The sequence below is a fragment of the Mesorhizobium sp. M0659 genome (genome assembly GCF_040320605.1).
Classification (GTDB): domain Bacteria; phylum Pseudomonadota; class Alphaproteobacteria; order Rhizobiales; family Rhizobiaceae; genus Mesorhizobium.
Map to the genome: position 1 here is coordinate 82429 of NZ_JAMYPY010000012.1, position 12672 is coordinate 95100.

A 12672-nucleotide genomic window follows, 5' to 3' on the forward strand; every position below is an offset into this window, starting at 1 on the left:
CATCCAATCCTGAGCGGCTGCTGACATGTATCCGGCGATGTCGTTTTCATCGGCAGAACCAACTTGCGATGCCGCCTGTTCTTGGGAAGGGCGGCCGTCGACGAATAACAGTACCGCCCCCGTGAACTGGCCCGATTTCATTCTCCGAAGCGACCATGGTCGCACCGCCCGACATTGTCGGCCAGTTGCAACTCACTTTCTCGGCACGACCTCCACTGCACGTCAGGGCGCATCGAAGATTTTCTCCTTTGGATTATACCTAAGGCAGCTTTCGTCACGCGTTAGAGCAGCGTGTGATTGGTGCGTGAGGCTCTTTTTTGTCCATGCACGATTCCGGAAGAGTGATGAAATCGATTGTTTTGATCAAAGTCATCCACGCTATGAATAACAGCCGCAGCACATGCGTTTTCAAAGCGCTTCAGGCTTCCCGGATGGCTACTCCGATGTGAAGCGCATGGCATTCCAAGCGCTCTGTCAACCAAACGATGAGTATCGGCGTCGACCCTCATTGCCTTCGTCTTCGCGACTCCGTGACAGCGGCTGGCATTGTGTTTGTAGGGCATCGGGCGAAGATCATGTCGATCGGCCATCTCGCCTGCCTATTGACAAACCCTTGAACAATGATCCACGCACCAGCGCGATTGTGATCACGAGCGCCTCTGAGCTCTGGAGGTTCGGTTTTCTGGGGGTTCCTGGGTCTCCGAAGCGATGGAGGTAGCTAGCCTTCCTGGTGCTATACGGTTGTGCTCTTCATGGAGTGGACGCATTTGCGTCTCGAAAGCGGTTCTTCAGTGGAACCGGCGCCAAGGCCCGTCTGTGGTCGTTCAGAACACGGGGTGCCGTCTCCAAACCGGATATTGGAGCGGGCAGCCGCCGGAATTTGACCCATGGAAATGAGCGCCTGTCAGGAGGCGTTCGAAAACGGCGCGATCTTCATCGCGGCTGTTTCATGGTGTCATTCCTGACATGTTCTTTATAATCGGCAGCTTGCGGATAGTCTTGCCCGTCGCCGCCCGTAGCGCATTGGCGACGGCCGGGCCGATCGGCGGCACACCTGGCTCACCAACTCCCGTGGGCGGCTCCTCGGACGGCAAAATGTGCACCTCGACTCGCGGCATCTGCTCGATCCTGAGCGGTGTATAGGTATCGTAGTTCTCTTGGTCTACGACACCGCCCTTCAGGGTCAGCTCCTCCTGGAGGATCGCACCTAGCCCGAATCCGATACCGCCCTCCATCTGAGCGCGAATCTGGTCAGGATTTATCGCGGTGCCGCAATCTACCGCGCAGACGACGCGGTCGACCTTGAAACCATTTTCATCGTTGAGGGTGATCTCCACCACATCGGCGACATAGGTCGAGAGGCTTTCATGCAGGGCCACGCCGCGGAAACGGCCTTCCGGCAGAGGCTTGTCCCAGCCTGCCTTCTCAGCAGCCACTTTAAGCACGGCGGCATGCCGTGGATGGTGACCGAGCATTGACAAGCGGAAGTCGACCGGATCACGGTTCGCAGCGGCGGCGAGCTCATCGATCAGGGTTTCCACCGCGTAAGCGGTGTGGGTGGAGCCTACCGAACGCCACCACAGCACCGGGATGTTCACGTCCGTGGTGGTCAGCTCGACCTTCAGGTTCGGGATCGCATAGGGCAGGTTGGTGGCGCCCTCTACGGAGGTTGGATCGATGCCGTTCTTGATCATCGCCGCAGAGGTCGAACCGCCCAAGACCGATTGACCCACGATGTGGTCATGGAGAGCGACGACATTGCCTTTCTTGTCGAGCCCCGCCTTGACTGCGTGCACATAGGCCGGCCGGTACCGCCCACCCCGCATGTCATTCTCGCGGGTCCACTGCACCTTCACTGGCTTGCCGCGTCCCAGTGCACGCGCTGTGGAAACAGCTTCGATAATGACATCTGCATCCAAGACCGCGCGGCGGCCGAAACTGCCGCCGGTCTTCATCACGTGCAGCCTCACCTTGTCCGGCGTGGTGCCGCCTACCTGAGCGGCAGCCGCCTGATAAAGGTCGGGCATCTGGTGTCCGCCCCAGACATCGATGGTGCCGTCTTCGTTGATTCGGGCGGCCGCGTTGAGTGGCTCGATCGAAGCATGGACAAGATAGGGGAATTCGTAGTGCCCCTCGATGATTTTCTCAGCACTGGCGAACGCTGCGGGAGTGTTACCGTCGTCGCGCGCGGTGGCCGCGCCCAGATCGTCTGCTGCCTTGTTGTATTCGGCCATGATCTCGGCCGTGCCGCGCTCTTCGGCCTTCTCCTCGTTCCAGGTCACCTCCACGACGTCGCGGCCCTTCAGCGCCGTCCAGGTGTCCCTGCCAACCACGGCAAGGCCTCGCGGCGTCTGGACGACATCGACAATGCCGTCGAGTGCCTTGGCCTTGGTTGCGTCGAAGCTCTCGATCTCGGCGCCGAACTTCGGCGGATGGATCATAACGGCCGTCTGGAGTCCCTCCATCATGAGGTCGATCGTGTAGGTCTGCGCGCCGTTGGTCTTGCCGGCGGAATCGTAGCGCTTGAGGCTGTCCGATCCGATCTGGGCCCACTTGTCGCGCGGCTTTAGCGGCACGTCGTCGGGAACCGGCATTCCCGCTGCGGCTTCAGCCAGGTCACCGTAGCGCGCCTGCATCCCTGAGGCGTGCGACACGACCCCGGAAGCGACTTTGATCTCGCCGGCTGGCACGTCCCACCGCTGCGCCGCGGCCGCCACCAGCAAGGCCCGTGCGGCAGCACCCGCCTTGCGGTAGCGTTCCCACGACGAGCCCATCGACGTGGAGCCACCAGTTGCCTGTGCGGCCCCGCCCCAGGCGAGATTGCCGTAGAACGCGGTATTGCCATATCCGCCGACCACGTCCACCTGCGCCCAGTCGCCGTCGAGCTCTTCCATAACCAGGGTGGCGATGCCGAAATAGGAGCCTTGTCCCATCTCGAACTGCGAGGAGTGGATGATGATTCGGTTCTCCTTTGTGATCTCGACATAGGTCTGGAAGGGGTTCGCCGGAACCTTTGCAGGGGTCGTTTGTGCGATGTCGGGCGCGGCCAGCACTGGCCGGTAGCCCACTGCGAGGCCGCCGGTGGTAACGCCCGCGCCGACGAGGAACCAGCGGCGCGTGGGCCGCACGGCAGTATGCTTCGAGAGAAACTGCGACATGCCTCAAGTCTCCAGCCGGTTGGCGGTCTCGTGGATGGCCGCGCGGATGCGATGATAGGTGGCGCACCGGCAGAGGTTGCCGCTCATCGCCGAATCAATATCATCGTCCGTCGGCTTAGGCGTTTCTGTAAGGAGGGCCACGGCCGACATGATCTGGCCAGACTGGCAATAGCCGCATTGAGGTACGTCGAACTCGGCCCACACGGCCTGGACCGTTTCGCCTATCTTGCCCGACACACCCTCAATGGTGGTGATCGAGGCTCCTTCGATGTCGCCGACTGCGGTCTGGCACGAGCGCGTCGGCATGCCGTTAACGTGAACCGTGCAAGCGCCGCACTGGGCAAGCCCGCAACCGAATTTCGTTCCCGTGAGTCCGATGACGTCACGGACCGCCCAGAGCAGCGGCATCTCTGGATCGACGTCGAGTGTTCGCGCCTCGCCATTGAGGGTAAAAGCGACCATTGCTTGCTCTCCTTGTCCTGAGCTGGCTATCTCGTTGAGCCTCCGCCCGCCTGGCAACCGAGCTCTTGTTGCTGAGGCCTAGCGACCACACCGTAGGAACGCGCAGCTCAAGCAACAAGCCGCTAGGTTGGCGAGTTACGAGATCGTGAAGTGGGTCGTGTCGAAAGGCTGGAGGCAACTGAATGTCATTTTTTGGGCGGACAGGCCGCTTTAGGCTGGGTTACACGAGACTGGACATTCGGGTCGTCGCGAACATCGACCGCTGGTCGGCCGCGTCCGGCAGGGCCCTGATTGGCTACACGAAATGAAATGGGACTACTATCGACGGGGGCCTACCTCGACCCGCAACCTCCACGACTGGACCCTCAGGTTTCCGGCTATCGTCCCGGGCGGTGGCCGAGCTCGGCGCCTCGGACGAGATAATAGACGGTGAGGCGTTCGTCGTTGACCAGAAGGCTTGTCGCGCATTCCAAGTCTTCAGAGGGCTCTTGGCCGCGGCGGGAGACGTCAGGACCATGCTTGCCGGCTTCGACCTGCTCAAGATCGACGGCGAGGGTCTTCGCGATCGGCCACTCGTCGATCGGCGCAAAGCGCTAGTTAACCTGCTGAGACGCCGCGAAACGGCATCGTTCTGAGCGACGAGATCAGCGGCGGCAGCGACATTCTCGCGCAAGTCTCCCAGTTCGGCCTCGAGGGCATCGTCTCCAAGCTGCGTGTCAGTCCATATCGATCCGGCCGGCGCCAAGAATGGGTGAGACAAAATGCGTGCTGAGTGATGAGTTCATCGTCATCGGCTGCGAACCCGGCAACAGTTACGGCGGTCGGGAAGCGTGCTCTGGCGAATGTCGAGGACGGAAATCTGGTGTTCGCCGGCGGCATTGGCACCGGCTTCAATGCGCGCACCGGGCCGGAAGTAAAGCGCCGGCTCGATGCCATTCCAATGGATAAACCACCGATTCCTAGTTTGAAGGCGAACGGTGCGGCATGGGCGGAGTGCCCTGCGCAGTCTGTACCTCCGCAGTCGATTGTCGAGTTCGAAGGGGGTGTGATTGGCGTCGAGACCGCTCCAGCCATGGCTATCAGCACGCCGAGTGCGTTGTTTTCGATCAGTTCTCGAAATGAGCGGGTAAATACCTTTCACTTGCCGAACGGGGTTTGCTGTTCACCGGCTGGCATCCGATGGCAAACCTTTCAACGCGGCGGCGATCTGGCGCTTCGCTGCTGGGGGCAGAGGCAGGATGGGACGCGGGGGTTCGGCACTGCAAATGTCGAGCAATTCAGCGAGTGCATAGACGACGCGAAGGCTCGAGAACTCCTTGAAGACGCTCCAGATCGGGACCAGCGCGGCATTGATCCGTCGCGCTTCGGCCGCATCGCCCTGTTGCGCCGCTGTGACGATCGTCATGCAGACCTCGGGCAGGATGCCCGCGAGGACGCTGTACCATGTGTCGGCGCCGGCGATCATGGCCTCGGCGGCGTTCCAGTCGCCGCTGTAGCCAATCGAGAACCCTTCCGGCAGTGTGCGCCTCTGGGCGGTCAGGTGGTTCTTGATCGCATCGCTTTTGTCTGTCGGATTCTTGATGGCGACAATCCCAGCCACCTTTGCCAGGCGGCTGACAAGGGGTGGACTGAAATGGAAATGCGTCGTTCCTGGATTGTCGTAGACGACGATCGGCAGGCCACTTTCGCGCGCCACAGTGGAGAAATGATCGAACACCTCGTCATCAGTAAGCGGGGTGTAGGAGGCGGCGGCAAGCAAACCCGCAGCTGCTCCAAGGGCCTTGGCGTCTTGCGCGAGCCCCACGGCTTCATCGGTGCGCAGCGCGCCCACACCCACCACGACCGGCATTTGCCCCGCCGTTTGGTCCAAGGTCTCGGAGAGCGCCCGCCGCCGTTGCTCGCGCGACAGATAGATGTATGTGCCGGTGCTGCCGAGAAGACCGATGGAATCGACCTGAGCAATGCCAAGCCGAGCAATCAGCCTGCGCAAGGCAACGCTATCGACGCGGCCGTCACGATTGGTCGGGGTGATGGGGAACGCGGAAAGACCGCTCAGGAATGCCATGGCAAGGCTCCAGATCTATGTGTGAGCGCAGAGATGGCCGCACGCCAGGTCATTACAAGACGTCCAAAGCCCGCCGCAGATCGGCGATCAGGTCATCAGCGTCTTCAAGCCCCACCGAGAGACGCATGAGATCCTCGCCGACTCCATCGGCCAAATGGGCATCCTTGCGGATCGGCTGCCGAGCACGGGTGAGGCTTGCTGGATGATAGATGAGGCTGTCGGCATCGCCGAGGCTGACGGCGCGAATGATCAGGTTGAGCCGGTCCATCATCCGGCGCGCTCCTTCGTATCCAGCGTGGAGGCCAAAGGCCAACATGCCCGATCCGTTGGACATCTGTTTTCGCGCCGTCACCTGATCAGGGTGCGAGTCGAGGAACGGATAACTCACAAATGCCACCGCCGGGTGCGCTTCCAGCGCCCGAGCCACCGCAAGGGCTGTGGCGCTGTGCCGTTCCATACGCAGCGTCAGCGTCTTGAGACCGCGCAGGATTAGGAAAGCTGACAGGGGCGAGAGCGCTGCGCCGGTGATGTAGCGCAGGCCCGTTTCATGCAGCGTACGGAGCGTTTGGGCGTCGCCGAGAAGCGCCCCGCCAAGGGCATCGCCATGACCATTGATGTACTTGGTCATCGAATGGAGCACGATGTCCGCCCCGTGCTCAAGCGGTCGCTGGAGCGCGGGCGAGGCGAAGGTGCTGTCGACTGCAACCCTTACACCGCGCGCGTGAGCGCGCTCTGCAATTGCCGCTATGTCGAGGATGCGGCTCAGCGGATTCACCGGCGTCTCGAAGAAAACCAGCCGCGTCCGCTCGGTGATCGCAGCATCGAGATTGTGGGGATTTGACAGATCGACCGCGACGACCTTGATGCCGAAGCGGGGGACCGCCTGTTCGACCATGGCAAGCGTGTTCGCATAAAGCGTCTTGTGGACGATGAGTTCATCGCCCTGGGACAGGAGCGACAGGATCAGAGTGCCGAAGGCCGCCATCCCCGAGGCAACAACCAGCCCCGCCTCGGCTCCTTCCAGATTCGCGAGCCGCTGCTCGAGGATCTCGGTCGTGGGATTGTATTCGCGCGCATAGAGCCTTCCACCAAGGGCGGCGGCGGCATCGTTTGCTGCCACGCTTTCGAACCCATAGGTTGACGTCAGGAACACTGGCGGCTGGACGGCATTGGAAAAGCCGGCCGGATCGTAGCCATGATGGATCGCCCGGGTGGCAAATCCGGGGCTGGTGCGGTTGAGCGACCCCGTGGGAGCATCGGTTTCGGATTGATGGGAGCTGGTCATTCGGCCTCTGCGATCTCTCTTGGGGTTCCGAAAGATTGACGGCAACCTGGCCAATGTGAAATATCCAGTTGGCGATGAAAGAGATGGTCCAGTCTTCAAGTGCCGGGTCTGCAGCGCGCTCGCACGCGATGGGTGCACGCCAGATATACGAAGCCCTTCGCGAGCAAATCCTCGGCGGCGTCTACGAAACCGGCAGTCAGTTGCCATCCTCCCGGGCCCTGGCAAATGACCTCGGCGTTTCGCGAACCACGGTGACGGTCGCCTATGAGCAACTGGCTGCGGAGGGTTTCATCGAAGTCCGTCAAGGCGCACGACCTCGCGTTGCGTCTTCGTTGATGGGCCATGGGACGGGGCGCACTCACGCGCAACGGGTCGGCCCAATCCACCTGTCCGCATATGGCGAGCGGCTGCGCGCGACGTCACCCTGGCCAGATTATCTGCCGACTGGGCTGAAGGTCGAGTTCCGCTATGGCGACCTCGCGCCGTCGGATTTCCCTTCATTGGTCTGGAAACGCGCGATGAACGAGGCGATGGGGCAGCGCCCGCTGCGTCTTGCCTATGACGATCCTCGCGGCTCGCGCCGGCTTCGCCAGGCGCTTCAGGGCTATCTCTGGCGCGCCCGGACCCTGAGCTGCGACCTCGACCAGATCATAGTTGTGAACGGTTCGCAGCAGGGCCTTGATCTGTGCGCGCGCCTGCTTCTCGATCCCGCCGACCGTTTCGTCATCGAGGATCCGTGCTACAGGATGGCGCGTCAGGTCTTTGCCAGTACGGGTGCCTCACCCATCCCGGTCATCGTCGACGAAGACGGGATGAGGACCGAGTTGCTGGCGGGGATCGGAGCACGACTGGCTTATGTGACGCCATCGCATCAGTTTCCGCTGGGCGGCGTCATGCCGATCGCGCGCCGCCATCAGCTTCTGAAATGGGCGCGGCACAACAACGCCTATGTGATCGAGGACGACTACGACAGCGAATATCGCTACGACATCAATCCGGTCCCTCCGCTGCACAGTCTCGAGGACCACGGGGCTGTCATCTACCTCGGCACGATCTCCAAAACGCTCTCGCCGATGCTGCGCATCGGCTACCTCGTCGTCCCGCCCGAATTGCAGGAGGTCTTCGCAACCGCCAAACAATTCGCAGACCGGCATTCGCCGGTCGCTGAACAGGAAGCGCTGGCATCGTTGATCGAGAGCGGCGGCTACGAAAGCCATGTGCGCCGTGTGCGCAGGCTGAACGGCGAGCGTCGGGAAACGTTGTTGGGTGCCTTGCAGCACAGCTTCGGGGATCGCATCACTGTCCAGGGAGCAGATGCGGGACTGCACGTCGCCGTTTGGTTCAATGACCTGCCACGATCGCGGGAAACGGCCTTGGTCGAATCCGCCCGCGACGCTGGCCTGGGGCTACACCTGATCTCGCCGCTCTACGAACGGCCATCGGACGAAGGCCGCACCGATCGCGTCGGACTTGTCATGGGCTATGCCGCCTTGAGCATTCGGCAGATCGGGAAGGGCGTTGAGGTCCTGCGAGAGGTTGTCAAGCAGGTGCAAGACGCGATGCCGGCGCGGAACAACTGAGCCGGGGCGACGCCGAAAGCTGGCGCTGAAAACGGTCCGAGGGCCCCCCGTATTTCTTTCCAAACAGCCAACTGGACCGGGAAAATGCCATGCAACTGGCGCTGTTGATCAGGCCAGTTTTGCAGCAGGTTTCCACGAGACGAATTTCCGAGAGCGATGATGACCTGGCGAGGAAAGCTGCTTCACGTCCATATCGCGCCTGCCGCCTCCTATGAAATGGAGGAGCTGGCGCAGGCGCAGCTTATTGCCGGCCAAGGCGTTGTCGGAGACCGCTACTACCTGGAGACGGGGACCTATTCCGCGCGTCCTGACGTTCGCGAAGTGACGCTGATCGAAGCTGAAGTCTTGGACGCCATCGCGCAGGGCGAACCCAGAATTCCGGGCTTCAAGGCCAAACTCGCACCCGAAGATCACCGGCGCAATCTGACGACACGAGGCGTTCCGCTTAGCCATCTTGTCGGCAAACGCTTCCGGGTCGGGGAAACGATTCTCAGGGCCGCCCGGATGAATGTGCCGTGCAAGTATATCGAGGAGTTGCTCGGGCTTCCGGGTCTCTACGAGGGGCTTCTGAACCGCTCCGGCCTGAACTGCACAATCGAGGTCGGGGGCGTGATCCGCCCCGGTGATCTGATCTTGCCCATCGACGAGTGAAACGCCATGGCCTCGCCGCGCATCATCATGAAGCTGACCGTGACCGCCGCCCGCAAGGAGCCGGGCGACGTGCTGGTCATCGACCTGAAACACCCACGCAAACCTGTGCTGCCGGCGTTCGAAGCGGGTTCTCACGTCGACGTCCATCTGCCTGAAGGGAAGGTGCGTCAGTATTCACTTTGCGGCGACCCGACCGAGCTTGGCCGCTACACCATCGCGGTGAAGCGCGAGAATGACGGCCGTGGCGGCTCGGCGTGGATCCACGAAACCATTGCCGTCGGCTCCACACTGCCTGTCTCCGCGCCACGCAACCATTTTGCGCTCAAGCCAGGCGAGGGGCCGAATTTGCTGCTGGCAGGGGGAATCGGGATCACCCCGATTCTGGCCATGGCGCGCGCGCTCACCCGGCAGGCCAAGCCCTTCGAGTTGCACTATTTCACCCGCAGCCGGGCGCTCACGCCACTCTTGGCGGCGATCGGGAGCGATCTTCCTGGCGGCAATGTGCGGATCCATTTCGACGACGAGCCTCAGACCCGGCAGAACATCGCCGCGCTGCTGGCGAACCGTTCGGACGACGCGCAGACATACTACTGCGGACCGCCTGGCTTCATGGCGGTTGTGGGGCGCGCGGCTCAACACTGGCCCGAGGGTACTGTTCATTTCGAAACTTTCCAGCCTCCCGAGTTTGATGGCGCGCCACCGGAACCGTTCGTCATAGAACTGGCTGAGGGCAGGGTGGTTGAGGTTTCGGCTGAGACCACGGCACTGGCCGCCTTGCGTGCGGCCGGTGTGCCGTTGATGGCCTCGTGTGAGAACGGGGTGTGCGGGACCTGCGAATGCGCAATGCTGGGGGGACAGCCGATCCATCGGGATGCCGTCCTGTCCAAGGAGGCACGCGGCCACCGCTTCATCCCCTGTGTGTCGCGCGCGACAGGTGTGTTGAAACTCGATCTTTGACCATTTGGGCGGGGGTCCTGTGAGACCGGCAGCTGATTTGCGGGAAACTGAATGACGAGGAAACTGGAATATCTGAACGAGATCGAGCGCTGCGTCTCCTGGCTCGCAGCCTGGACGATCCACCACGCCAACCACGTCCGCGAGGGCGATGAGATCAAGGTCGGGGGGCATCAGGCCTCGTCCGCGTCGCTGAGTACCATCATGACCGCGCTCTACTGTTCGGTCCTGCGCCCGCAGGATCGGGTGGCGGTCAAACCCCATGCGGCGCCGATCTTCCATGCACTTCAGTATCTGGCGGGCAACCAGACCCACGAAAAGCTCATGAACTTCCGCGGCTACAAGGGCGCGCAGAGCTACCCTTCGCGGACGAAGGATGTCGACGATGTCGACTTCTCGACCGGGTCGGTGGGTCTCGGCGTTGCTCAGACGCTGTTCTCGTCGCTGGTGCAGGACTACGTCTCGGGTCACGGCTGGATGAAGGAGCGTGCCGAGGGCCGAATGGTCAGCCTGATCGGCGACGCCGAGATGGATGAGGGCAACATCTACGAGGCCCTGATCGAAGGCTGGAAGCACGGGCTCAGGAACTGCTGGTGGGTGGTCGACTACAATCGCCAGTCGCTCGACGCCGTGATCCGGGAGGGCCTCTGGCAGCGTTTCGAGCAGATTTTTCGCAACTTCGGCTGGGACGTGATGGTCCTGCGCCACGGCGCTCTGCAAGAGGCTGCCTTTGCCGAGCCGGGGGGCGAGAAGCTGCTCGAGTGGATAGAGCGCTGTCCGAACCAGCTCTATTCGGCGCTGACCTTCCAAGGGGGTGCTGCCTGGCGCAAGCGGCTGCTCGACGAGATCGGAGACCAAGGGCCGGTCACCACTCTGATCGAACGCCGCTCCGACGACGAGTTGCAGGCGTTGATGACGAACCTTGGCGGGCATGACATGCCGAGCCTCCTCGAAGCCTTCGAGGCGGCGTCCAGGCATGACCGTCCCGTCTGCTTCATCTGTTACACCATCAAGGGCTACGGTCTGCCGCTTGCCGGACACAAGGACAACCACGCGGGGCAGATGACGCCCACGCAGATGGAAGACTACCGCCTGCAAATGGGCGTAAAGCGGGGTGAGGAGTGGGACAAATGGGCGGCCGCCACCTTGCCGGAAGCGGAACTTGACGCCTTCTTCGCAAAGGCGCCGTTCTTCAGTGAGGGGCGTAGGAGGCTGTCTGCGCCGTCGGTGCCGGTGCCTGAAACCCTTCCGTCACCGGGGCAGCCCGGCAAGCCGCTCTCGACTCAGATGGGCTTCGGCCAGATCCTGAACGACATCGCACGCGAGCGCAGTCTGCTTGCCGACCGCATTGTCACCACCTCGCCCGATGTGACGGTCTCGACCAATCTCGGTGGCTGGGTCAACCGGCGCGGCCTTTTCGCCCGGGAGACCATGGCGGACACCTTCAAGGCCGAACGCATTCCGTCGACCTTTACCTGGGAATTTGGGCCGAAGGGGCAGCACCTCGAGCTCGGGATCGCCGAGTCGAACCTGATGATCATGCTCGGGGCACTCGGTCTCTCGCACTCGATCAATGGCGTGCGCCTGCTGCCGATCGGGACAGTCTATGATCCCTTCATCTACCGATCGGCCGACCAGCTAAACTACGCCTGCTATCAGGATGCGCGCTTCATGCTGGTCGCAACGCCCTCGGGCGTGACGCTGGCGCCCGAGGGCGGGGCACACCAGTCGATCGGCACCCCATTGATCGGCATGGCGCAGGATGGGCTTTGCGCCTTCGAACCGGCCTTCGTCGACGAACTGTCCGTGATCATGCGCTTTGCCTTCGATTACATGCAACGTAATGGCGAGGGGGATCCGGATGAGACGACGTGGCTGCGTGATCAGACCGGAGGATCGGTCTATCTTCGCCTGTCAACCCGGCCGCTCGAGCAGCCGCTGCGCGACATGAACCCGGCGCTCGCGCGGGACATCGTCAATGGCGGCTATTGGCTGCGTCCGCCTGGGCCCAACGCGAGTGTCGTCATTGCTTATCAAGGCGTCGTCGCGCCGGAGGCGATTGCCGCGACGGGTCTTCTGGCGGAGGACAGGCGCGATGTCGGGCTGCTCGCGATCACCTCCGCGGACCGGCTTAATGCGGGCTGGCAGGCGGCGGAACGTGCCCGGCAGCGTGGCGCGATTGGCGCCCTGAGTCATATCGAGCGGCTGCTCGCGCCGCTATCGCGTGACTGCGGCATCGTCACCGTGATCGACGGCCACCCGGCGACGCTCGCGTGGCTCGGTGGGGTTAACGGGCATCGCGTGAAGGCGCTCGGGGTCGAGCAGTTCGGCCAGACGGGGACTATTGCGGACCTATACCGTCACCACGGCCTGGACACCAACGCCATCGTACATGCGGCGCAGGCGGTCAGTGCGGGACCGGCTGTTCGCTTCCGGAAGGCGCTGCCTTGACCATGAGCTAACGGATGCTCCGTGGCTGGTACGGATCGGCTGTTTCCACGGGCGTTCCGGTTCGCT

Annotated in this window: 9 protein-coding genes; 5 read left to right on the forward strand and 4 right to left on the reverse strand. The window is 62.4% G+C overall.

Annotation, left to right across the window (positions count from 1 at the left end; all coding sequences use genetic code 11):
• Positions 1–947: 947 nt before the first annotated feature.
• Together NKI31_RS19950 and NKI31_RS19955 are read right to left on the reverse strand one after the other, a co-directional pair.
• Complete coding sequence (locus tag NKI31_RS19950) at positions 948–3158, reverse strand: xanthine dehydrogenase family protein molybdopterin-binding subunit (protein ID WP_352499326.1); 2211 nt, start codon at positions 3156–3158, stop codon at positions 948–950.
• Positions 3159–3161: 3 nt separating this feature from the next.
• Positions 3162–3620, reverse strand: coding sequence for a (2Fe-2S)-binding protein (locus NKI31_RS19955; RefSeq protein WP_023689394.1), 459 nt, complete (start codon positions 3618–3620; stop codon positions 3162–3164).
• A gap of 392 nt (positions 3621–4012) precedes the next feature.
• Here NKI31_RS19955 and NKI31_RS19960 point away from each other — a divergent pair, with 392 nt between their 5' ends.
• Positions 4013–4255 carry an ATP-dependent DNA ligase gene (locus tag NKI31_RS19960; protein WP_352652395.1) on the forward strand — a complete coding sequence of 81 codons (243 nt, stop codon included), beginning with the start codon at positions 4013–4015 and terminating at the stop codon, positions 4253–4255.
• A gap of 527 nt (positions 4256–4782) precedes the next feature.
• Here NKI31_RS19960 and NKI31_RS19965 read toward each other — a convergent pair.
• Both NKI31_RS19965 and NKI31_RS19970 read right to left on the reverse strand, forming a co-directional pair.
• Positions 4783–5685, reverse strand: a complete 903-nt coding sequence (locus tag NKI31_RS19965; RefSeq protein WP_352499328.1) for a dihydrodipicolinate synthase family protein — start codon at positions 5683–5685, stop codon at positions 4783–4785.
• A gap of 52 nt (positions 5686–5737) precedes the next feature.
• Positions 5738–6970 (reverse strand): trans-sulfuration enzyme family protein, encoded by a 1233-nt coding sequence (locus NKI31_RS19970; RefSeq protein ID WP_023806678.1) that lies wholly within the window; start codon positions 6968–6970, stop codon positions 5738–5740.
• A 74-nt stretch (positions 6971–7044) separates the two neighbouring features.
• On the opposite strand from NKI31_RS19970, the gene pdxR reads away from it, so the two are divergent.
• From pdxR to NKI31_RS19990, 4 genes are all read left to right on the forward strand, one after another.
• The gene (pdxR, locus tag NKI31_RS19975; RefSeq protein ID WP_023697829.1) at positions 7045–8550 is read left to right on the forward strand and encodes a MocR-like pyridoxine biosynthesis transcription factor PdxR; all 1506 of its coding nucleotides are present in this window, start codon (positions 7045–7047) and stop codon (positions 8548–8550) included.
• A 159-nt stretch (positions 8551–8709) separates the two neighbouring features.
• A complete protein-coding gene (locus NKI31_RS19980) occupies positions 8710–9201 on the forward strand; it encodes an MOSC domain-containing protein (protein ID WP_031198755.1) in 492 nt (163 codons plus the stop codon).
• Positions 9202–9207: 6 nt separating this feature from the next.
• Complete coding sequence (locus tag NKI31_RS19985; protein ID WP_023822548.1) at positions 9208–10158, forward strand: PDR/VanB family oxidoreductase; 951 nt, start codon at positions 9208–9210, stop codon at positions 10156–10158.
• A gap of 51 nt (positions 10159–10209) precedes the next feature.
• Positions 10210–12606 (forward strand): transketolase, encoded by a 2397-nt coding sequence (locus tag NKI31_RS19990; RefSeq protein WP_352652396.1) that lies wholly within the window; start codon positions 10210–10212, stop codon positions 12604–12606.
• Positions 12607–12672 lie beyond the last annotated feature (66 nt).

Coding starts and splice junctions, on each gene's coding strand:
- NKI31_RS19950 (WP_352499326.1), bottom strand. CDS start 3,158: ATGTCGCAGTTTCTCTCGAAGCATACTGCCGTGCGGCCCACGCGCCGC.
- NKI31_RS19955 (WP_023689394.1), bottom strand. CDS start 3,620: ATGGTCGCTTTTACCCTCAATGGCGAGGCGCGAACACTCGACGTCGAT.
- NKI31_RS19965 (WP_352499328.1), bottom strand. CDS start 5,685: ATGGCATTCCTGAGCGGTCTTTCCGCGTTCCCCATCACCCCGACCAAT.
- NKI31_RS19970 (WP_023806678.1), bottom strand. CDS start 6,970: ATGACCAGCTCCCATCAATCCGAAACCGATGCTCCCACGGGGTCGCTC.
- pdxR (WP_023697829.1), top strand. CDS start 7,045: ATGAAAGAGATGGTCCAGTCTTCAAGTGCCGGGTCTGCAGCGCGCTCG.
- NKI31_RS19980 (WP_031198755.1), top strand. CDS start 8,710: ATGACCTGGCGAGGAAAGCTGCTTCACGTCCATATCGCGCCTGCCGCC.
- NKI31_RS19985 (WP_023822548.1), top strand. CDS start 9,208: ATGGCCTCGCCGCGCATCATCATGAAGCTGACCGTGACCGCCGCCCGC.
- NKI31_RS19990 (WP_352652396.1), top strand. CDS start 10,210: ATGACGAGGAAACTGGAATATCTGAACGAGATCGAGCGCTGCGTCTCC.